This is a genomic window from Rufibacter sp. JT20002, from assembly GCF_056491185.1.
Genome location: NZ_JBSZJY010000005.1, coordinates 337,449 through 357,772 on the forward strand (window position 1 = coordinate 337,449; position 20,324 = coordinate 357,772).

18 protein-coding genes are annotated in these 20,324 nt (G+C 50.7%); 6 read left to right on the top strand and 12 right to left on the bottom strand.

Translation table 11 applies throughout. From position 1 onward, the window contains the following. Positions 1–27: 27 nt before the first annotated feature. The gene (locus ACW9SV_RS20855; RefSeq protein ID WP_479558712.1) at positions 28–981 is read left to right on the top strand and encodes an isoaspartyl peptidase/L-asparaginase family protein; all 954 of its coding nucleotides are present in this window, start codon (positions 28–30) and stop codon (positions 979–981) included. Positions 982–1,129: 148 nt separating this feature from the next. Here the strand turns inward: ACW9SV_RS20855 and ACW9SV_RS20860 are convergent, their stop codons facing one another. From ACW9SV_RS20860 to ACW9SV_RS20875, 4 genes are all read right to left on the bottom strand, one after another. Further along, the gene (locus ACW9SV_RS20860) at positions 1,130–1,423 is read right to left on the bottom strand and encodes a hypothetical protein (protein WP_479558713.1); all 294 of its coding nucleotides are present in this window, start codon (positions 1,421–1,423) and stop codon (positions 1,130–1,132) included. A gap of 275 nt (positions 1,424–1,698) precedes the next feature. Next, a complete protein-coding gene (locus ACW9SV_RS20865) occupies positions 1,699–2,097 on the bottom strand; it encodes a hypothetical protein (RefSeq protein ID WP_479558714.1) in 399 nt (132 codons plus the stop codon). Between the two features lie 25 nt (positions 2,098–2,122). Then, a complete protein-coding gene (locus ACW9SV_RS20870) occupies positions 2,123–2,632 on the bottom strand; it encodes a GAF domain-containing protein (protein WP_479558715.1) in 510 nt (169 codons plus the stop codon). A 346-nt stretch (positions 2,633–2,978) separates the two neighbouring features. After that, complete coding sequence (locus ACW9SV_RS20875) at positions 2,979–4,019, bottom strand: chemotaxis protein CheB (protein ID WP_479558716.1); 1,041 nt, start codon at positions 4,017–4,019, stop codon at positions 2,979–2,981. Between the two features lie 304 nt (positions 4,020–4,323). Between ACW9SV_RS20875 and ACW9SV_RS20880 the strand changes: the two genes are divergently transcribed. Both ACW9SV_RS20880 and ACW9SV_RS20885 read left to right on the top strand, forming a co-directional pair. Continuing rightward, positions 4,324–7,308: a CheR family methyltransferase gene (locus tag ACW9SV_RS20880; protein ID WP_479558717.1), complete on the top strand. Its 2,985-nt coding sequence runs from the start codon at positions 4,324–4,326 to the stop codon at positions 7,306–7,308. Between the two features lie 48 nt (positions 7,309–7,356). Next, positions 7,357–10,452 carry a PAS domain-containing sensor histidine kinase gene (locus ACW9SV_RS20885; RefSeq protein ID WP_479558718.1) on the top strand — a complete coding sequence of 1,032 codons (3,096 nt, stop codon included), beginning with the start codon at positions 7,357–7,359 and terminating at the stop codon, positions 10,450–10,452. A 368-nt stretch (positions 10,453–10,820) separates the two neighbouring features. Here the strand turns inward: ACW9SV_RS20885 and ACW9SV_RS20890 are convergent, their stop codons facing one another. After that, positions 10,821–11,156: an STAS domain-containing protein gene (locus tag ACW9SV_RS20890; RefSeq protein ID WP_479558719.1), complete on the bottom strand. Its 336-nt coding sequence runs from the start codon at positions 11,154–11,156 to the stop codon at positions 10,821–10,823. A gap of 70 nt (positions 11,157–11,226) precedes the next feature. Then, the gene (locus tag ACW9SV_RS20895; RefSeq protein WP_479558720.1) at positions 11,227–11,571 is read right to left on the bottom strand and encodes an STAS domain-containing protein; all 345 of its coding nucleotides are present in this window, start codon (positions 11,569–11,571) and stop codon (positions 11,227–11,229) included. A 292-nt stretch (positions 11,572–11,863) separates the two neighbouring features. On the opposite strand from ACW9SV_RS20895, the gene ACW9SV_RS20900 reads away from it, so the two are divergent. Then, the gene (locus tag ACW9SV_RS20900) at positions 11,864–12,514 is read left to right on the top strand and encodes a response regulator (RefSeq protein WP_479558721.1); all 651 of its coding nucleotides are present in this window, start codon (positions 11,864–11,866) and stop codon (positions 12,512–12,514) included. Between the two features lie 370 nt (positions 12,515–12,884). Here ACW9SV_RS20900 and ACW9SV_RS20905 read toward each other — a convergent pair whose 3' ends face one another. After that, the gene (locus ACW9SV_RS20905) at positions 12,885–13,076 is read right to left on the bottom strand and encodes a hypothetical protein (protein ID WP_479558722.1); all 192 of its coding nucleotides are present in this window, start codon (positions 13,074–13,076) and stop codon (positions 12,885–12,887) included. A gap of 416 nt (positions 13,077–13,492) precedes the next feature. Here ACW9SV_RS20905 and ACW9SV_RS20910 point away from each other — a divergent pair, with 416 nt between their 5' ends. After that, a complete protein-coding gene (locus ACW9SV_RS20910; protein WP_479558723.1) occupies positions 13,493–14,488 on the top strand; it encodes a cation diffusion facilitator family transporter in 996 nt (331 codons plus the stop codon). A 477-nt stretch (positions 14,489–14,965) separates the two neighbouring features. Here ACW9SV_RS20910 and ACW9SV_RS20915 read toward each other — a convergent pair whose 3' ends face one another. Then, entirely contained in the window at positions 14,966–16,135 is a 1,170-nt protein-coding gene (locus ACW9SV_RS20915; RefSeq protein ID WP_479558724.1) for an endonuclease/exonuclease/phosphatase family protein, read from the bottom strand. 568 nt (positions 16,136–16,703) lie between these two features. After that, positions 16,704–17,810, bottom strand: coding sequence for a PA0069 family radical SAM protein (locus ACW9SV_RS20920; RefSeq protein WP_479558725.1), 1,107 nt, complete (start codon positions 17,808–17,810; stop codon positions 16,704–16,706). A 297-nt stretch (positions 17,811–18,107) separates the two neighbouring features. Between ACW9SV_RS20920 and ACW9SV_RS20925 the strand changes: the two genes are divergently transcribed. Next, positions 18,108–18,566 (top strand): hypothetical protein, encoded by a 459-nt coding sequence (locus ACW9SV_RS20925; RefSeq protein ID WP_479558726.1) that lies wholly within the window; start codon positions 18,108–18,110, stop codon positions 18,564–18,566. A 93-nt stretch (positions 18,567–18,659) separates the two neighbouring features. Here ACW9SV_RS20925 and ACW9SV_RS20930 read toward each other — a convergent pair whose 3' ends face one another. The 3 genes from ACW9SV_RS20930 to ACW9SV_RS20940 are packed head-to-tail and all read right to left on the bottom strand — an operon-like array spanning position 18,660 to position 20,135. Continuing rightward, on the bottom strand, positions 18,660–19,094 hold the full coding sequence (locus tag ACW9SV_RS20930; protein WP_479558727.1) for a c-type cytochrome: 435 nt from the start codon (positions 19,092–19,094) through the stop codon (positions 18,660–18,662). Then, complete coding sequence (locus ACW9SV_RS20935) at positions 19,066–19,713, bottom strand: SCO family protein (RefSeq protein ID WP_479558728.1); 648 nt, start codon at positions 19,711–19,713, stop codon at positions 19,066–19,068. Before ACW9SV_RS20935 ends, ACW9SV_RS20930 begins: the two co-directional genes overlap by 29 nt. After that, positions 19,710–20,135, bottom strand: coding sequence for a hypothetical protein (locus tag ACW9SV_RS20940; RefSeq protein WP_479558729.1), 426 nt, complete (start codon positions 20,133–20,135; stop codon positions 19,710–19,712). Before ACW9SV_RS20940 ends, ACW9SV_RS20935 begins: the two co-directional genes overlap by 4 nt. Positions 20,136–20,324: the final 189 nt, after the last annotated feature.

Consider the following 20,324-nt stretch of genomic DNA (forward strand, 5'->3'; position numbering starts at 1 on the left):
TCTGAAACTACATACCACTCCTAAGAAATGACCCATCCCTCTCCCTCTACTTCCAACAAAGCTGCCATTATAGTACACGGCGGTTGCGGCGATGTTTACTCAGAACCTATGCCCCAGGAAAGAAGGACTGCTTATGAAGCGAAGCTCCTGGAAGCTGCCCAAGCGGGTTATGGGGTATTGCAGGCAGATGGCAGCGCAGTAGACGCGGTGGAAGCCAGTATCAGAATTCTGGAAGACTCCCCCCTGTTCAATGCGGCACATGGGGCTGTGTTCTCCAATGACGAAACCATTGAACTGGATGCCTCCATTATGGACGGCGCGGCGTTTCTGGCCGGTGCAGTGGCAGGCGTGCGCACCATTAAAAACCCCATCTTGGCGGCACGCAAGGTGATGGAGAAGTCGGAGCATGTGATGATGGTAGGCTCCGGGGCCGAGGCGTTCGCGGCTACCGTGGGTTTGGAACGGGTAGACCCAACCTACTTTGAGATTGAAGAGCGCCGGGCGCAGATCCGTAAAATCAAGGAAGCCGAAACCCAAGGCCAACTTCTTTCCTCCACCAAATTAGGAACGGTAGGTGCCGTCGCGCTGGATGTGAACGGCAACCTGGCAGCAGGCACGTCCACGGGCGGCATGCTGAACAAACGGTTCGGGCGCGTTGGCGATTCACCCATCATTGGGGCGGGCACGTTTGCCAACCACATCTGTGCCGTTTCGGGTACCGGGCACGGCGAGTTCTTCATGCGGCACACCGTTGCCCATGACATTGCTGCGTTAATGGAATACAAGGGGTTATCAGTGAAAGAGGCAGTGGAGGAAGTCATTCACCGCAAAGTTGGAAAGGCCGGCGGACAGGGCGGAGTCATCGCGTTGGATGCCCAGGGAGATCCTGGCATCACTTTCAGCACGCAGGGCATGTTTTGGGCCAGCCTAAGCTCAGATAACGCCCCGCAGGTGCATGTTGACCATGTGATTATTGAATAAGCTTCCGGGGAAAGAGGTTAGAGAAAGCAAACCAATCTCAGTGCGGTCTTCTTCCCTGAAAATACAAAACTCCTGTTTGCGGGCTGTTTTCTTTAAAACAAGCCTCAAACGGGAGTTTCAGAATGTTTTTCCAAACCTTGCAGGACGCTTAAGCTCTCCTTTGGGCCTGTGAACTGGAGGATGAATAGATATACAGGGGTTGGGTAGGGTGCTGGGCTTCGTGTAAGCCGGTTTTGGTGATGTAATACATCGGTTCCGTAATTCCCTTGGTGCTGGTCAGGTATCCGTGCCTTTCCAGGGCTTTGCAGCAGGCTTCCACTTGCTCTAACGGCAAATCGGTGGCTTGGCTCATCTTGGCGGGGGAAACCGGCAAATGAACCGGCGACGGGTCTCCTTTGACTAAATTCAATACGGTTTTCAAGATTCTCTCTTCTACTATCATACCTTCTCTCCTTTTCCTGATGTATCTACCTGTTAACGAATACCGCCTTAGCAGGTTGTAGTAATACGCACATTTAGATAGAGTAAATACGGTATTTTTTGGAAACCAGCCTTAAAATCGTTTTCTTCCCAAAACAAGAGGGGGCCAAAACAGGTTTAGCGCGGGATTTACTAGTTAAAGGCGTATAAAAGAAAAGGGGCTAAAAGCCCCTTTGGTCACAAACGGTGCCAAGAAAGAAGACTAGCCTTGGTGTAAAGGGGTGAGTTGAAAGTGAACTACATGGCACAGAGCCATTCCTCAGCAGCGGCTTTTCCCTTGAAGGTGGTGACCATGATGCCCTTTATCCCGTAATCAATGGCCTTGTCTACGGAAAGCTTGGCGTAAATGTCTGGGGAGTAAACATGCGCTAGAAACCGGCATCCTGCCTTTTCCATTCTAGGTACCCAGTCCAAGGCTACCCACTCAGCCGCATCTGACCACATGCCTGTCACGTGGGTGTTGTCATTGAGCAGTTTGGTGCATTGGTACACGGTCATGAACCGGAGAATGTTCTCGCAGCCGTCCCGCACGGTTTCCTCGGTCTGTTCCCCTTTCCAATTGGCGGAGAGGGTGTCGGTGATGAGGTCATACCGGATGCTGATGTGGGTTTCCTGGGCCAGTAGTTTTCCGTCCATGACTGCGTTGGTTTAGTGGCTGCTTTTAGGTGGTGCCCCGCTCTATGTTATCCATGACCACAGAGGCCAGGTTCTCCAGTACCCGGCGATCCGCTTCGGTAAACTCCCGGGGTTCGGTGTCCACCAGGCAAAGGGCTCCTATGTTGTAGCCATCGCTGGTGGTGAGAGGGGCCGCCGCGTAGAACCGCAGGCCCATGCCGCCCGTCACCATGGGGTTAGCCAAGAGGCAAGGCTCCTGCAGCGCATTCTCAAAAACGGTGGCTTCTTGCCTGAGCACCGCCAGTGAGCAGAGGCTGGTGCCCCGGGGCACTGGCTGGGTCACATCTAAACCGGCGTTGCTTTTGGTGTACACGTACTCCCCATCCACCAGGTTTACCAAGGCAATGGGCACGTTGAACATACGAGCGGCCATGCTCGCGATGTGCTTGAAAGGTCCCTCCTCACGGTGGGTATCCAGGATATTCAGACTGCGCAGTTTGGCCAGCCGCTCATCTTCATTGTCGGGGATGATAGGCATCCCGAAGGTATTCTCCATTATAAATTTAAAGGGAAAAGAAAGCTATTTGTGTTGCCCTGTACTTCAGGTTTACCTAGCACTTAACATAATTGTTTCAGGTAGGCGCACAAAAGTAGCCCAGGATTTATGGCAGGCTCTTTGAATCATTCCGCCAGGGTGACAATGGAAGGCAACCCTTATGCAACCATCTGTTAATCAATGCACCCTCAAAAAAATATTTTTTGATTACATCCATTAGACGTACCGATCCCCGCATAGCAAGCAACTCTTTCCTGCGGGTTCTTTAAGTAGGACCAACAGACGAAGACACGGCAGCTTTTAGCACCTTTTCCGGAAAAGAGGCGCAAAGCAGCTTCCAGCTTCCTCACCCTACCTCTTTTTCATCTGCATCACGGCGGTGGCGGGCGTTGGCGTTGGTCATGAGCAGATGCCGAATGCGGGCAATGTGTTGTTTCAGTTCGTTGGCGCGTTCTTCCTGGGTTTCTGACCAGGTGTTATGGCCTTTGCGCTTGTCCTGGTCAGCCATGGCGCTGAGCATGGTGCGGCGTTCTTCCAACATGCGTAAGGCAATCCAGAGGGTTTCTTCAATAGATTCTACGTTGGCGTTGAGGTACGCTTCTGGGGTGAAGGCGTGTCCCACGTGGCACCGGAAATGGGTCACGTTGCCTTTGTTCACTTCCCACAGGGCACCACCGCAGCTGGGGCATGAAAAACTAGAACGAGGGCCCATTAATTCTGTGTCTTCAATCTCGCCAGAATCCAACATGAGGCGCTCGGCAATGGAAGCTTCATAAATAACATCTTCGGGAACCAGGTCAGTGGAAGCGGCGGGCACAAAAACCAGCTCTTGCAGCAATTGGCCCATCTCAGACACACTGGCTACGTAATCTACCTCAATCTCATTGAGCACGCTCTGGGGCATATCGGGGTACTCGGCTTCTTCGGGGCGCTGCACCATAGTGATGCCGCCGCTGCGCTTAATCATTTCCATGCCCACGGTGCCGTCCTGCAACATGCCCGTAAGTACAATACCAATCACCCGGGGGCCGTACGCGGCCGCCGCCGACCGGAACAAGGGGTCTATGGCGGGTCTGAACAGGTTCTCACGAGGGCCTTTGGTCACCAGCATGCGCCCTTTCTGCAGCAGCAGGTGGTGGTCTTGCGGCACAAAGTACACGTTGCCGTGTTCTATGGTTTGCTCATGCTGGGCTACCTGGCAGGTAAGTTTAGAAGTCTTGTTCAGGCGCTCTACCAGCACAGCAGAATTGGAGTTTCTGGCCAGGTGCTGCACTATAAAAATAGAAGCAGGTAAATCGGCGGGTAGTTGGTCCAGCAACTCACAGAGAACGGTCATGCCTCCGGCCGAGGTACCAATCACAATGATATCGTGATGCGGAAGATTCATGTTGGTTGGGTTTAGTTTAGCTTGTCTTGCTTGTACGTGCAAAAAGGCGAAAGCACCTAGTTTTCTCCCCCCTCCTGCAAGTTTCTTTTAAAACAATAAAAAGTATTTATCAGGGCTGTTCCGTATTAATGCGGTTTCTCTGGCGGGCTAACCGCATTCTAGAAAGTTTACGGGCTATTTAGCGTATCTTGTAGAGTGAAGGAAAGACCAAGCAACGGTCTAAGCCAGCCAACTCAGGCGTTGTTGATGATGTGCAGGCCCTAACGGGCAGGAGACCAGGTGCTTCCTTTTACGTAAAGACTTTATGGAGAGAACAGAAACAGAGAACCCAATGGCTCCTACGCCCTCTGGGACGCAGCGGATCACGTCAAAGGCGTTTCACAAGGAGATTATTCCGCCCGACAAACCCAACCTCGATTTTCAGATAGTGGCGTTGGGCGGCTCTGCGGGCTCATTGGAAGGGTTTGAAGCGTTCTTTCAGCATTTGCCCTCAGGCACCGGCATGGCCTACGTGGTGGTCCCCCACCTGGATCCCTCCCAAAAAGGCATGATGGCCGAAATCATCAAACGCTACACGTCCATGCCCGTGCTGGAGATCACAGACGGGCTTAAAGTAGAGCCAGAACATGTGTACGTAGTGCCCTCCCACAAAGAAACTGCCCTGGAAAGAGACCGCTTCAGGCTGATAGACCCGGAGCAGCCTAACGGCCAACGCATGCCCATTGACTATTTCTTCCAGAGCCTGGCCGTGAACCGCCGTGAACATGCCATTGGGGCTATCCTTTCGGGCATGGGCGCAGACGGCACCTTAGGCGTGAAGATGATTATGGAAAACTTTGGGATGGTCATGGTGCAGGACCCCGGTACTGCCCGCTTTGACGCCATGCCACGCAACGCCATCAAAACCGAGTTTGTAGACTATGTGCTGCCCGTAGAGGAAATGCCTAACAAACTGGTGGCCTACGCGCAGATGCCCATTCTTAAGAGTAAAACTCTCATTGAGTCGCACAAGTCCACCCAAATGTTGCAGAAGATTTTTGACCTTATCCGCAACAAAACGGGCCATGACTTCTCTTTGTACAAGCGCAACACCATTTTCCGGCGCATTGAGCGGCGCATGAACAGCCACCAGATTACCCAGTTTTCTGAGTACGTGCAGTACCTGCAAGAAAACCCGCAGGAAGTAGAACAGCTTTTCAAGGAACTGCTCATTGGCGTGACCAAGTTTTTCAGGGATTCTGAAGCTTTTGCTCTGATGGAAGAAAAATACCTGCCCCAGTTGCTCCAGCACAAGCAGGACGGCGACTACGTACGCGCGTGGGTGGCGGGCTGCTCTACCGGTGAAGAAGCCTATTCCATTGCCATTCTGTTGCAGGAGGCCATTGAAAAATCGGGCAAGCACCTGAAAGTGCAGGTGTTCGCCACTGACATTGACCCGGTGGCCATAGAACGGGCCCGCGCCGCCTGCTACCAGGAAAACATTACCGCCGATGTTTCGCCGGAGCGCCTGAAACGCTTTTTCACCAAAGAAGAAACCCAGTACACGGTTAAGAAAGAACTGCGCGAAAAGGTGGTGTTTGCAGTGCATAACCTTAACCGCGACGCTCCTTTCACCAAGCTGGATTTGCTTACCTGCCGTAACCTGCTCATTTATCTTTCCGCAGAGTTGCAGAAGAAACTTTTCCCGGTGTTCCATTATGCGTTGAACCCGAAAGGGCTGCTGTTTCTGGGCTCCTCAGAAACGCTGTCAGGTTACCCAGATATGTTCACCACCCTTGACACCAAATGGAAAATCTCGCGCCGTGATGAAAGCAATGTGCCTGTGACGCGCCTCTCAGAATTTCCGTTCACCTATACCTCCTTTGAAACCGTGAAACCACAATCAGAACCGCAGGCCACTGTGAAGCGGGAAAACAACCTGAGCCGGGTAGTACAGCGTGTGATGCTGCAACAGTTTGCCCCACCCACGTTAATTATAGACCCCAAGGGAGATATTTTCTACGTACACGGCCGCACCGGCAAGTACCTGGAGCCCGCCCAGGGCCAGGCTACCCTCAACGTGTTTGACATGGCCCGGGAAGGCCTCACCTTTGAGCTGAACAACCTGGTGAACAGGGCGGCGGTGCTCCGTGAACAAACGGCAGGCGAAAACATCCAGATAAAGACCGACCACGGCACCCAGTATATAAAACTGACGGTGACTCCTTTGCTAGAGCCAGACCCGGTGCGGGGTATGCTCATGCTTACTTTTGAAGACATGCCGCCGCCCAAGCCCCGCAAAGGGCGCAAAGACTCAGCAGAGGAAGCCTCGCAGAAAGATGCCCGCATTGCCGAACTGGAAAAGGAACTACTCTACACCAAACAGCGCCTGCAAACCACCATTGAAGAAATGAACTCTTCGCTGGAAGAGCTCAAGTCTACGAATGAAGAGCTGCAGAGCGCCAATGAGGAACTGCAAAGCACCAATGAGGAGACCATGACCAACAAAGAGGAGATGCAGTCTTTGAACGAAGAGCTCATGACCATCAACCTCCAGTACCAGACCAAGACGGAGGAACTGGTCAATTCCAACAATGACATGAAAAACCTGTTGGACAGCACTGAGGTGGCCACCATCTTCCTGGACAACAACTTAAACGTCAGAAATTTCACGCCGCAGGCCACCCAAATCTTCAACCTCATCAGGGCAGACATTGGGCGTTCCATCACGCACATTGCCTCCAACCTCAAGTACCAGAACATTCAAGACGATGTTAAGGAAGTGCTGGACCGGCTGCGCAGCAAAGAAGTACACCTGCAAACCAAAGATGAGCAGCACTGGTATTCTATGCGGGTGCTCCCCTACCGCACGGCAGACAATTTTATTGATGGTGCGGTAGTCACGTTCACCAACATCACCAGTTTCAAAAACCTGGAAGCCAGCGTAGCGGCCACCAGCCTGTACGCTGCCAATATCATTGACATTATTCAGCAACCGCTGGTGGTGCTGGACGGGCAACTGCGGGTAGAGAGCACCAGCAACGCTTTCGCCCAAACGTTTCAGTTAATTCCAGAGCAGTTGAAGGGCCAATGGCTCTACCATTTAGGCAACGGCCAGTGGGACATTCCGCAGCTTAGAAACCTGATGAACAAAGTACTGAAAGAGGGCATTGAAATTAGAAATGAGGTACTGGAACACGAGTTTCCGGTATTGGGGTACCGCAGAATGATTCTGAACACCCGGAGGGTAGAGCAAACGGAAAACAAGCCGTTCAAGATCTTGCTGGCCATGGAGGTATTTGAGAAATAACAGAAGTTAGGAGTAACGTACCTGCCTTAAATTGTAGAGACTTCACTTATGAGTGACGAGAAGAAAGAGCCTATTGGCATGGCCCATGATTTCTCCCTGCTACGGCAGCGGGCAGAGAAACTGCAGAAACCTGTGAGTGTGGCAGACGTGCAAAACATGTCACCGCATGAGGTGCGCCTGCTCATACAGGAGCTGCAGATCCATCAGGTAGAATTGGAGATGCAGAACCACCAGATGCAGTTGGCCACACAGGAACTGGAGGCGGCGCGGGCCAAGTACCATGACCTGTACCAGCACTCGCCGTTTGGGTACGTGACCCTAGACGAACACGGGGTCATAGAGGAAGCCAACGCCAAGGGAATAGAACTACTGGCTTCTTCCCTGAACCACCTGGTGGCCCGGCGGTTCAGCCAGTTTGTGCATTCAAACAGCCTTGATGCCTACTACGGGTTCTTCCAAAAAGTACTGCTCTCTGGTGGCACTACCCAAACCGCAGAACTGCAGGTAGTCTCTAACACGGGTACTGTTTTCTATGCTCAACTAGAAGGCATGCTGCTGCGCCGCGAAAATGACACTGACCAGTGCCGCATTGCGTTTGTAGACGTGACGGAGCGTAAGACAGCCCACGTTGAATTATCCAACAAAGAGGCGCTGCTCTCGGCTATCATCAACTCCTCCCTCAATGGCATTCAGGTATTCAAAGCCGTACGTGACAGTAAAGGTAACCTGTTAGATTTTGAGTGGCTGCTCATGAACAGAACCGCCGAGCTGTTCCTGGATTATACCCTGGAGCAACTGCGCAACCGCCGCCTCACGGAGATTATGCCCAACATGTTAACAGACGGGCACTTCTTTACTTTTCTAAACGTGGTAGAAACTGGCCAGACGGCTACGTTTACTGCCCATTTTAAAGAAAGAAAGCAAGAACACTGGTTGAACTGCGTGGCCGTAAAACTAAACGATGGTTTCGTGCTCACCTTTGAGAATGTGACGCAGCAGCGTATAGCCAATGAAAAGCTGCAGGAAAGCCAACTGCTCATCAAGAAAACCGCCGAGGCCATGCCCGACTTCCTGTACGTGGAGGATCTTATCCTGGGCCGAAACATCTACAACAACCGTGACTTCCTGGCGTTTCTGGGCTACACCCCGGCAGACATCAAAGGACACCCTCGTGAGCTGCTGGACACCCTCTACCACCCCGATGACGCGCATCTGCTCATGGACCGCGGCAACCGCTTTGCAGAAGCCAAAGACGGCGAATATCTTACCGTGCAGGTGCGCATCAAAGCCAAAGACAGCCAATGGCGGGAGATCATGTTCCGGGAAACGGTCTTTAAACGCGGTACCTCGGGCCGACCTATCCAGCTGGTAGGCATTGCCACTGACCTCACCGAGAAAAACAAGAAAGAACGGGAACTCCTGCAATTGCACGAGACCGTCACGGCCATTCTGCAAAACCTGCCGGTAACCCTCTGGCGCCTGGACAAAAAAGGCAAGATAATTGAATGCCGGGGCGAAGGCTTGAAGACCCTTCACCTGGAAGAAGCACAGCTCCTGGGCAAACCGTTTTCTTTCCTTCACCCAGATCTGGAAAGCCAGGTACAGCAGGCCTTAAAGGGAAGGAAAATCTCCGCTACCACCCAGTTTGAGGTGAAAAGTGAAAAGGTCTACAAACAAATGTACCTGTTCCAGGACTCAGTCTCTGGAGGCGTTATCGGGCTCAGCCTAGATTTAACCGACCAGAAACAAGCCCAGGAAATGGCCCAGCACCAGAAAATGCTGTTGGAGCAGTTGCTCCAGAACCTGCCCTTAGTTTTGGCCGTGGTAAACCAGGAAGGATATTACACCGAGGTCAAAGGCAAAGGCCTGCGCAATCTGGGCATAGAAGACAATGCCCTGGCCGGAAAAAGCATCTACGAGGTCTACCCCTACCTAAAAGAAAACGTGGATGCCATCTTGCAGGGTCAGGTAAGAACCTTTCCCTCAGATTTCACCCACGAAGGCAAACGGATCTATTTCCAAAATTTCGGGTTTTTAGACAAGCAGAATCAGAACGGGGTTGCCTTTGCTTTTGACATCACAGAGGTAAAAGAGGCCCAAAACCAGCTCATTGCCCAGAAGGAGTTTTCTGAGAACCTGCTGGAAACCCACATCCACGGCATCATTGCCCTGGATCAACAGTTACAGGTCACCTCCTGGAACCGCGCCATTGAACGCATATCTTCTATCAAGCGCCAGCAAGTCATCGGTCAGCCTGTGTCTACCCTCTTTCCTGCCCGGGCCAAAGCCCGCCTGCAGAAAAAGCTGAACCAGGTGCTGCAGGGGCAGCAGGTCACCTTTACCAAACTGCCCTTTCTGCCAGAAGACCGTTCCTTTGAGGTGAACCTTACGCCCGTGTACAATGCCGCCCGCGAGGTAACCGGCATCTTAGGCACCGTACGGGACAACACCCAGCAGAAACTGCAGCACAAAGCCGATACCCAGTACCGGTTAGACCAGCAGAAAGCCGTGATGGATGCCATTCTCACCACCCAAACCGAAGAGCGCAAGCGCATTGCCGAGGCCCTGCACAACAGCCTGGCCCAGTTGCTGTACGCCGCCAAGCTCAACCTGGAGGAACTGGAGCCGGTAGAATTGGGCCCCGAGGAAAACAAGTTGCCTTTACGGAAAGTGGCCAGTTTCCTGGAAGAGGCTATCAAAGAAACCCGGACCCTGGCCCATGAATTGATCCCGCGGGTACTGGTAGATCTGGGCCTTAAATCTGCCTTGAAAGACTTGGCCACCCGCCTGTCTACGAGCGCGTTCTGCGTGCAGTGCGTGATCACCGGCTTTGACCGCCCCACCGACCAGGTGCTGGAAACCCACCTCTTCCGGTTTGTACAGGAACTGCTCAACAACATTATGAAGCACGCCGATGCGACCGAGGCCCTGGTACAGGTAGTAGACCGCGGAAAAGCCATCAGGGTACGGGTGCAGGACAACGGCAAAGGCATGGACCTAGACAAGCTGGAAAAATCAGGGACCAAGGGCATGGGAATGGGTATTGCCACCATCCGTAACCGGGTGAAGCTCCTGCAAGGCACCATGACCATTGACACGGGCCCCAATGAAGGCACCTGCATCACCATTGACCTTCCGCACTAAGCAGTGCTACTAATCTTCTACCTACTCCTGAGGCGCTTTATAGCCGTTTTACCAAAAACGGCCGTAAAGCGCCCTTTGCGTAGAATCGCGCCTTGGTTTCTTAGGTTTTCCTGATGGTTAGTTTTCAGGAAAGGGCCAAACGTGGCTTAAAGCATAAGCGAGGTTGCCATAGCTGTACCTAACTGTCTGAGGGGTTTATGAAAGGGGAAACAAGGATAGGCAGTATAAGCCCATGCATTGGCATCTGCGGCTGCGTAGGTTAGGGGAAAGCCGTAATGCCAGTTAAGAGAAGGATTCCAAAAGGGAACTCCTGTTAAGACAGGCAGCGAGAGGAGAAAGGATCTGCCGAGGCTAGATAAGGCCAACGATTATTTCTCTTGTAGGAGGGCGTCTTCTTTGGAGGGTACAATGGTCATGATCTGGTGCAGGCCCAGCAACTCAAACACGTTTCTGACATGGGCACTCATGCCGTACAAGACCAGGTGAATGTTTCTGGCCTCCAGGGTACCTAAATGGGAGATAAGCACCCCCAGTCCCGCCGATGAAATGTAGGTTAGCTCCTGGCAGTCAATCCAGAGTTGTTCAATGGGCTTGCACAACGCCATCTCCATTTCTTTGTCTACCTCCAGGCAAGTGGAGGCATCTAACTCCCCACTCAGCCGAAGAATATAAGCGTAAGGCTCTTCTTCAATGGCTATGTTCATGGTCTTATTTTTTTATAAAGTAAGCAATTTTATTTAAATAAAGGAGATTAATTCTTTGTTATTTCTTCCCTTATTTCCTGCCATTCACGTACTTAATAGCCGCCTCAAAAGAATCCACCACCTTCACCAAAGAGTCAAATCCAGAAGAACTGATTAACCCGTGAATATTATCTTTCAGGTTAAAAAGGATAAGTTCTTTCTTTTGCTCCTGCACTTCCTGCACATACGGCAGCAGGGTGCGTAAGCCAGCAGGCGTCACCTCTGTCACCCCTGAGAAATCAAGGAACAGAAATTTCCTATTAAGCTGAAGCACAGACCTTAGCTGCGTCTTGGCGGCCTCTTGCGACAGGCCGTCTAAAGCCCCTCTCAAAAAAACCAACAAACCGGCATTCGTTAGCTGGGTAGAGATTTCCATTGGCTGGTTGTGTACCTTTCTTCTATGAATTAGAATATTCTGGTTAGACCAGAACCAAATGTAGGCAGGTGCAATTCGCCAGGAAAGGTCATTTATACCCTATTTGGCAAATACGTATAAATACTCAGTTTAAGGCTTTAACAACAATAATATAGCTTATGTCACGACCATTTACCAGCAGCACCGTACAAATACTATATCTTTCTTATACCCCACCGGATCTACCGCAAAAATTAGATTTAATTAGAAATTCTTAATTTATTTAACCTCTGAGTCAAAAACTAACCAAGTGATGATAAAAGTAATTCTAGTAGATGATCATACATTGATCAGAGATGGGTTGAAGTCTTTACTTAAATCTGAAAGAACTATTCAAATAATAGGGGAAGCGGAGAACGGACAACAACTTTTGGACCTCTTGGAAACGACCACCCCAGATGTAGTCATGTTAGACCTGAACATGCCGGTAATGGATGGCTTTGAGACTTTACAGCACTTGCAGCAGAAACACCCTAACGTGAAAGTCTTGATCTTGACCATGCTAGACCAGGAAAGCTATGTTCACAAAGTACGCGCTGCCGGGGCTATGGGGTATGTGCTGAAGACGGCTGGCCGTGATGAATTGGTGCACGCCATTAAAACGGTGGCCAATGACAACTCTTTCATTTCTTCTGAGGTTGCCCTTAACCTTTTAAACAAAGCCAACAGCCCAGAAGGAGCCTCCAATGCCTCCGGCTCTAAAAACAGCCCAGACCTGTCTAAACGGGAAATGGAAGTGCTTAAACTCATTGCCGAAGGATACACCAATGCCGAGATCGCTGACAAACTATTTGCCAGCAAACGCACCATTGAGTCGCACCGCCAGCACCTGATAGAGAAAACAAAAGCCCGCAACACTGCCACTCTTATCAAGTACGCCATTCAAGAAGGTTTGATAGACTAACGCAAGCAATCCTCACCAAAGCGGGCACCTTCGTTTCCGGGCTTTTACTTAAAAGTAGCCCCAAAACAAAGGTGCCCGTTTCCTTTTTATATTTTTGAAGGAGTGGGGTAGATTCACCTGGAGGCTCCCATCCTTTCTGATGCCCTCCTCCCTATTGTCGCAAATTCAGCCAGCAGGATGCTGCTTCCTTTAACCCGGTTCTTTATTCTTTCCAATAAGCCCTCTTCATACGTCCTACCTACCTTATTCTTTATAAGAATGGGTTGGAGAATCATGCTCCTACTGCGGAGGCATGTGAAGGAATGGATTACCCTAAAACAGAAAAAGCTTTGCCGTGGGGGCAAAGCCAAAAAAGAAAAAGCGAGTTTCCTTACTTCTTCAGCGCAGGCAGCTTGAACACGTTTTTGCCGGTAGTCGGCGTTTGGATGTACTGCTGCCGTAGGTCCTTTAATCTGGCCAAAGATTCATTGATGCTACCGGGGTCTGCAGGCAGAAGCAGACTGTTTTTCAGTAACTTTTCTATGGGTTTGCCTACTACTGCCTTTTTCACAGAGGAGTTCATAAAAGTCTCACCAGATGTAATTCATTAACACATGTACCAACAGCGAAATTATTGGATGGGGGCAGATCCTACAATAGTTAGTATATGAATGTCTAATGTATTTGTTGCATTTATTTTTAATTTTTATCTTTACTCAACTTAACGGCTACGCAAATGCATCCAATTCTGGGATTTCTGTTTTTCTTTTTGGGTCTGCTGGCCTCCTTTGTCTCCTGGCTGTTGACCCTTGTCTTTGGGTAAATCTTAACGGGTTCTCGCTTCTGTAAGCCTTTTGCTTTTCTGTACCTACCGGCTGGGTTTCAGAATATCTTCCTGTTTCTTGTTGGCCCCGGGTTAAAAAAAGAAGTACTTTTGCACCCCCTTTCGCTCCTCTTCTCGTTTGAAAAGCGAAGGCGTCTTTTTTAACCCGCATTCTTATGGCCCCCACTTCCTCGGCGGTTTCTTCTATACGCATTATGTCTACTATGCTGGTGTTGGCCCTGGTGCTGCTCAGCGTGAAGTTTGGTGCCTATTTTCTTACCAACTCCAACGCCATCTTAACCGATGCCTTGGAGTCCATCATCAACTTTGTGACGGGTGGGGTGGCCTTGTACAGTGTGTACCTGGCGGCAAAACCCAAAGACAAGGACCACCCCTATGGGCACGGTAAAATAGAGTTTATCTCCTCGGGGCTGGAGGGCACGCTCATCACCGTGGCGGGCATTGCCATCATCTGCAAATCGGTGTTCAACCTGCTCTACCCCCAGCCTATCCAGAAGATGGACGTGGGTATTTTCCTGACGCTGGCCGCCGGGCTAGTCAATTACGTGGCCGGCAAGCACTTGATCAAGCGGGGCACCCAGCACCATTCCCTCACCATCATCGCCAACGGCAAGCACCTGCTCTCAGACGCTTATACCAGCCTGGGTTTGGTCATTGGCCTGGGTTGTATCTATTTCACCAATATTCTGTGGCTAGACTCGGTGGTGGCTATCATTTTCGGTTCCTTTATCACCTATACCGGCTACGGCATTGTGCGTAACTCCATCTCGGGGGTAATGGACGAGGCCGACCACGAGCTCATGGAACGTATCATCCTGGTTTTGAATCAGCGCCGGCGCGAGAACTGGATTGACCTCCATAACATGCGGGTGATCAAGTACGGCAGTCAGCTGCACATTGACTGTCACCTTACGCTGCCCTGGTATTTCAACCTGGTGGAAGGCCACAAAGAAGTAGAGCTACTGCAGGAAATTATCACCGAGGAGATGGGCGATGTGGTGGAACTCTTTGTGCACCTGGACCCCTGCCTACCCCCTATCAGTTGCCGCCTTTGCACCAAGTCAGATTGCCACGTGCGCGAGCATGACTTTGTGGGCCGCGTAGAATGGACCCTGGCCAACGTAAGCGAGGACGCCAAACACGCCCTATAACGACTTACTTCTTCAGGGTTCTAACCTTATCACCTTGCAGCATTAGTAGGCTCTCAGAAGCTTAAAATCCCCCGAGAATGGGGCAAATCCGTTTGTGCCTGTTTCAGCAAAAATACCCCTTAAACAGCCCACCTCTTTTCTACTAAATTAAAGCAAGGGAAGGCTTATGAAAGGAAGAGTTGAGGAGGCAGGAGCGGTACAGTCTTTCTCCTTTAGAGCGGCAAGAGAACACCTGCCTGCTTTCCACAACTGGCAAATTCCAGGTGTTTCCTGTATTTCAAAACTCCGTAAAGGTTTAAGCTAGTATGACTCAAAAGAGCCTAAAAACGCCTTTGGAATAAAAGGAAAAGTAAACCTAATTCTCGTTTGCAGCGACTAAACAGGGGCAAAAGCATTTTTGTAGCAGAAGGGAAATCAGCACTACTCTCTATAGGGTAAATACAAAATGGTTAAAAGGGAAGCTACCTAAGGAATATACTATTCCTTGGAACGGCCTTCTTCCTTCTTAAGCCATAAATCACTTACAATGGCGTAGTGATCTGACAGGTTCTGCCGAATGGTCTTGTAACCGGTTCCTACCATGCGTGGGTCATGGAGCAGGTAATCGATGCGCAAAATGGAGAACAGCCCGTTGTAGGTATTTCCCAATCCCCAGCCACTTTCGGCAAAAGCATCTTGCAGACCTTTGCTAATCTTATTATACGTGAACGAGGCGGGCGGGTCGTTGAAGTCACCGCACACGATGACCGGATAAGGGGAATTCTCAATGTGCTCGGCCACCACTTTCACCTGCTGCGCCCGCTTCACTGCCCCTACCTGCAGGCGTCGGATGATGTTCCGGGAGGCGGTTATTTTCTCGTCGTTGGAGGGCTTGGCATTGGGGTTTCCCAGGAACTCATAGTCTTCCCGTTTAAACCGGTTTGACTGAAAATGCACGTTATACACCCGCACCGTATCTGGGCCTATTTTAAGGTCGGTGAAGATGCAGAGGTTGTTTGTTTCTTCATGGAAGAGGATGCTGCCTTTGTTCACCACCGGGTAGGTACTAAAGGTGGCAATACCCCAGTGGTCGCTTTCGCGCAGGGTCTCGGTATAGGCCACATGATGGTTCGTGGCCTTCTGAAATTTCTGCAATGTATCCAGGTTGTTTCTGCCCGGTTTAGAAGAGGTATAGAACTCCTGGAAGCAGAGGATATCCGGTGCCTCGTCCTGCACCATTTTAAAGATCTTGTCCCGGGTTTTGGGGTTGCCGGTCCACTCGTACAGGTCAAACAAGCGGGCATTGAAACTAAGCACCCGCAGCTTGTGGGCATTGGCCGGCACCTCGGTCTGGAACAGGTTCAGTTGGATCTGGCTGCGCAGGTTATCGAACCCGATAAAGACGGCGAACAGGGAAATGAACAGCGCCCGGCTTTTGACCAGTAGCCAGTACAGGATAAAGAGCAGGTTGACCAGTAGCAGCCCCGGGTAGGCCAAGGCCACCAAGCTAGCCACCCACAGGATGCTGGGGCTAACATAGGAGGCCACATGGGAAAGAATCAAGAGCGCGGCTGCCCCTATGTTCAAAAACACAATGAGTTTGAACAGGAAGCTTCGCTTAATTCTCTTCCTCGCCACTGTACTTGCCTGAGTAAGGGTATTCCCCATGCCTAAAGATACAAAGACCCTCGCTTTTTAGAAAAAGTTATATCCAGAAAGATACCATCCAAGACCATGCCCTGAGATTTACTCCAGTAACCTGTTTCTATAAGGTAACGTATCAACGGTAAGTTTCTGTTCCACCCTCCTGATTTTCTCTCGGGCCATTTTCAAATCAGCACTTCAACTAATAATCCAAGTATCCTACCTTAGAACATTGGCTCAAAACAGATTATTGCTATAGTACTACAACCCCTATTTAAGTGTGGAACACCATATCTGGGGCTTTTACCGGTTTGATTTTTATTTGTTTACCTAGGTTGCGTAGAAACCCTTACCGCTAAGCAGTTTCCACCTCCCTTGAGGATGCACCTTTTCTGGGTGGCTTTCCGCTAAATACGAGAAAAACATACTTCCCGGTTCTTACCACTACCCTGACAAGCTGTCACAAGCGCCTTCAACCTTCTATAGTTATCAGCTTTTTGCAGCCCTTCCCTTAAGGTAAAGCTTTAATAAAAAAAACCAGCCTTAGCCTTTCTTTTCAGAACAAGACGGCAGGTAATGTTGACGGGAAGTTTTAGAACATAGATAACTGCTTCCCGGCCCTTGGAGAAAAGACACTAAGGTCATACGCGGGCATACTTCTTCCTTTGAAATGCTTGTGCATAGACAGCTTGAAAAGCGACTGGATGGTCTCGGCCCATCTCCCCTCCCCTGTCATTCTTCTCCCAAACTGGCTATCGTTGAGGGTACCTCCGTGGCAGGCTTTGATCTGATTGAGCACTTTGCTGGCTCGGTCTGGATAGGCTTTGTGCACCCAGTCTTCAAAGGCTTCGCCCACGGCTCCGTTCAGGCGAACGATGGTGTAGGCCGCCGACAAAGCTCCTGCCGCCGCCGAGGCTTCCAAAATGGCGGGCACTTCGTGGTCGTTCAACCCCGGGATGATGGGCGCCACCATGACGTTCACGGGGATGCCAGCGTCTGACAATGCCTTCACTACTTGCAGGCGTTTTGCTCCGGTAGAGGTCCGCGGCTCCAGCTTTTGCCGGAGGGTTTCGTCTAAGGTGGTGATGGAAATACTCACGTGCACCAGGCGGTGTTGGTGGAGTTGGGTAAGCAGATCAAGGTCCCGCAACACCAAAGCATTCTTTGTGATCAAGCTTACCGGATGCCGGTATTGCAGGAGCACTTCCAGCAAACGGCGGGTGATTTTCTTCCGGGCCTCCACGGGCTGGTAACAGTCGGTATTTCCGGCCAACATGATGGGGCGCACTACCCATTTGGGATGCTCCAACTGAGCCCGCAGCACCTCGGGAGCATTCTCCTTTACGATGATCTTTTGCTCAAAATCTATTCCCGCCCCCAGGCCCCAATAGGCATGCGTGTTGCGGGCATAGCAATAGATGCAGCCGTGCTCGCACCCCTGGTATGGGTTCATGGAATAGACCAAGCCCAGATCAGGGGAGTTCACTTCATTCACGATGGTTTTGGGAAACTCCTTGAAAAACTGGGTAGTCGTTTTCTGCTCCCAAGGCTCATCCAAGCCCTCCACGTGCTCTACCACGTACTCGTTTTTAAGGAAGGGATTGGTGGAGTTGTATTGGGCACCCCTACCCTTGGTGAGTCCCTGCTGATCCTGAAAAGGCTTGCTGGGTTTTCCACCTGTTGGTGCATCTTTCTCCATAGCTAAAATTATTAGCTATTTCCTTAAAACCCAAACTTTGCTATTTATTTTAGCCTACACCCTTGATAACTATTCTCCCCTTTTACTCATAAACAGACGCTCATTTCCTAAACCTGGGAACAAACAAAGACGCGCCTTAAATCTGCTTTTCTGATTTTTCCCTGAGAGGCGTATACGGGTTTATACGTATTTTTTTAAAGTTTATAAGATTATTTCGATATAGATCAGACTAAATAAATTGCAATCTCGTACGAAGAGTCATGTGAACAATATTCAAACTTAACCTTTCACTTAGCTATGAAAATTAACGGATTGAATTGGGGTGCTGCTTGCGCTCTAGTGGCCATGATGGCATTTACTTCTTGTGGTGGCAGCGGCAACAAAGAAGATCAAGCAAATGGTACCACAACTGACAACACCACTGTAGACAGCGGCACCATGGATGATGGCGCCAGCACTACTACTGACATGGGCTCAGACACCATGGGCACTGGCGGTGGCGGAATGACTACCGGTACCACTGGTACAACTGGCACTACCGGAACTACGGGTAGCACAGGAACCACTACTACCGGTACTACAGGTACAACTGGTACTACCGGAACTACTGCCGGAACCGGAACTACTACAGGTACTACCGGCACCACTGGTACTACCGGAACTACTGGTACAACCGCTGGTACTACTGGTACTACCGGAACAACTGGTGGTGGCACTACTGGTGGAACAACCGGTGGCGGAACTACTTCTCGCTAATACGTAAGGCAGGCTTCTGCCCTATAAAAGACCTAAAAAGGGCGGATGGTTTTGACACCACCCGCCCTTCTTTCATTTAAGGCTTACCCACCTTTAAGGACAATTTTTCACTTGTTCCCTTACCTCGCCAAAAGAGACCCGTTGCGCAGGAGACTTAAACTCCTTGTGCAGGTAATTAATGATGTTGGTAAGGTCCGCCTCGCTCAAATTAGGATTGCCGGGCATTGCCTGGTTGTATTGCCGCCCATTCACCATGATGGGTCCCTTGATTCCTTGTCGCAGAAGGCAAGCCAGGATATCGCGGTTCTTTTGAGAGTAGTCTGAGTTCACCAAGGGCGGGATTACCCCCCTAAGACCTTCCCCATTCTCTAGGTGGCAACTGGCGCAGTGCCGCCCGTATAGCAATTCCCCTTCTTGCCCCCTTTCAGTAAAACAGCCTGAAAAGGATACACAAATCCCGAGGGCAAATAGGAGACGCTTTATTGAGAAAGACATACTGCTACTGTTTCTTTTCGGCCAGGAGCACATCCATGTCTTGCAGCAGCTTGTCTACGTCCTGGGCATTGGTGCCGTCATAGTGGCCGCGCAGGCGCCGCTGTTCATCCACCAACAGAAACGCACCGCTATGCTCAAACCCGCCGGGCACGCTGTTGTCTACCATGGCACTGGTGAAGTAATGCTTCTGGGCCATCTCCAGGATAGAATCGCGGTCACCCGTCAGGAAATGCCAGGTAGAGCTTTTCACGCCCAGCCTATCGGCGTAGTCGCGCAGGACCGCCACGGTGTCATGGGTAGGGTCAATGGAATGCGAGAGCAGGGCTACCCTTGGGTTATCTTTGTACTTTTCATACACCCGCAGCATTTGGCTCTTCATTTTAGGGCAGATAGACGGGCAAGACGTGAAAAAGAAATCGGCTACGTAGATTTTGTTGGCTACGGTTTGCTGTGTCACCATCTGGCTGTCCTGGTCCAGAAACCCGAAGTCAGGAATGGAGTGGTACACGGTGTCAACAGATGGCTTACCGTCTACCGTGGTGACCTTGGGTTCACGAGGCCCCAAAATGGGCAATTGATTATTCTCCGGAGCAGACGTGCAAGCCGTTGCCAGCGCCACACCTACACATAAAGCTAAAAAGGTATTTTTCATTTAGAAGGGGTTCTGTAAAGGGAGTTGAGGGAGTCAGCGGCCTTTAAGCTTTGGCTAATGGCCCGGCGCACCTCCTGTATTTTTTCTTTTTCCTGCTGCAGGTACACCAAGGCTTCTTCGGGTTTCTGTCCTTCAGGATTCCGGTAGGCACGCATCCACTGCATCATCTGTTCATCGGCCCGCACCAGATCAGAGATTCCGTTGGTCAGACTGCTTTTCGCGGAGGTATCCTGCACCACCACCGAGTCTTTCAGGTAAGTAAGTTCTTTGCGCCGGGTGTACAAAGTGCCCATATTGGCCATGGCTGAGTCATGGAGCGCCAGCACCTCTTGTTGCAACACTTCCACTTTCTTCTCAGGCGAGGGAGAGCAGGCTACCCCCAGGAATGCCACCAGAATTATTGGAAGAGATGAAGTCTTCATATTGATTTACGTTTACGGATGCAAAGGTAGATGCTGCACCCATAGAACGCACGGGTTTCTGATAGATTATCACCTATGCAGGTTTAGCTTGTTGAAGGTAGAAGCAGAGATCATACCTAGCGGCTCTCCCTACCTAAAAAATCTGGACCTATGTTTTGAGGCTACTTTCAAAAAAGGGATGGTGAAAAG

What these genes read in the sequence shown, in the direction of transcription:
- ACW9SV_RS20855 (WP_479558712.1), top strand. Translation starts at nt 28, where the DNA reads ATGACCCATCCCTCTCCCTCTACTTCCAACAAAGCTGCCATTATAGTA.
- ACW9SV_RS20925 (WP_479558726.1), top strand. Translation starts at nt 18,108, where the DNA reads ATGAAAATTAACGGATTGAATTGGGGTGCTGCTTGCGCTCTAGTGGCC.
- ACW9SV_RS20915 (WP_479558724.1), bottom strand. Translation starts at nt 16,135, where the DNA reads ATGGGGAATACCCTTACTCAGGCAAGTACAGTGGCGAGGAAGAGAATT.
- ACW9SV_RS20895 (WP_479558720.1), bottom strand. Translation starts at nt 11,571, where the DNA reads ATGGAAATCTCTACCCAGCTAACGAATGCCGGTTTGTTGGTTTTTTTG.
- ACW9SV_RS20905 (WP_479558722.1), bottom strand. Translation starts at nt 13,076, where the DNA reads ATGAACTCCTCTGTGAAAAAGGCAGTAGTAGGCAAACCCATAGAAAAG.
- ACW9SV_RS20875 (WP_479558716.1), bottom strand. Translation starts at nt 4,019, where the DNA reads ATGAATCTTCCGCATCACGATATCATTGTGATTGGTACCTCGGCCGGA.
- ACW9SV_RS20865 (WP_479558714.1), bottom strand. Translation starts at nt 2,097, where the DNA reads ATGGACGGAAAACTACTGGCCCAGGAAACCCACATCAGCATCCGGTAT.
- ACW9SV_RS20900 (WP_479558721.1), top strand. Translation starts at nt 11,864, where the DNA reads ATGATAAAAGTAATTCTAGTAGATGATCATACATTGATCAGAGATGGG.
- ACW9SV_RS20880 (WP_479558717.1), top strand. Translation starts at nt 4,324, where the DNA reads ATGGAGAGAACAGAAACAGAGAACCCAATGGCTCCTACGCCCTCTGGG.
- ACW9SV_RS20860 (WP_479558713.1), bottom strand. Translation starts at nt 1,423, where the DNA reads ATGATAGTAGAAGAGAGAATCTTGAAAACCGTATTGAATTTAGTCAAA.
- ACW9SV_RS20935 (WP_479558728.1), bottom strand. Translation starts at nt 19,713, where the DNA reads ATGAAAAATACCTTTTTAGCTTTATGTGTAGGTGTGGCGCTGGCAACG.
- ACW9SV_RS20930 (WP_479558727.1), bottom strand. Translation starts at nt 19,094, where the DNA reads ATGTGCTCCTGGCCGAAAAGAAACAGTAGCAGTATGTCTTTCTCAATA.
- ACW9SV_RS20910 (WP_479558723.1), top strand. Translation starts at nt 13,493, where the DNA reads ATGGCCCCCACTTCCTCGGCGGTTTCTTCTATACGCATTATGTCTACT.
- ACW9SV_RS20885 (WP_479558718.1), top strand. Translation starts at nt 7,357, where the DNA reads ATGAGTGACGAGAAGAAAGAGCCTATTGGCATGGCCCATGATTTCTCC.
- ACW9SV_RS20870 (WP_479558715.1), bottom strand. Translation starts at nt 2,632, where the DNA reads ATGGAGAATACCTTCGGGATGCCTATCATCCCCGACAATGAAGATGAG.
- ACW9SV_RS20920 (WP_479558725.1), bottom strand. Translation starts at nt 17,810, where the DNA reads ATGGAGAAAGATGCACCAACAGGTGGAAAACCCAGCAAGCCTTTTCAG.
- ACW9SV_RS20890 (WP_479558719.1), bottom strand. Translation starts at nt 11,156, where the DNA reads ATGAACATAGCCATTGAAGAAGAGCCTTACGCTTATATTCTTCGGCTG.
- ACW9SV_RS20940 (WP_479558729.1), bottom strand. Translation starts at nt 20,135, where the DNA reads ATGAAGACTTCATCTCTTCCAATAATTCTGGTGGCATTCCTGGGGGTA.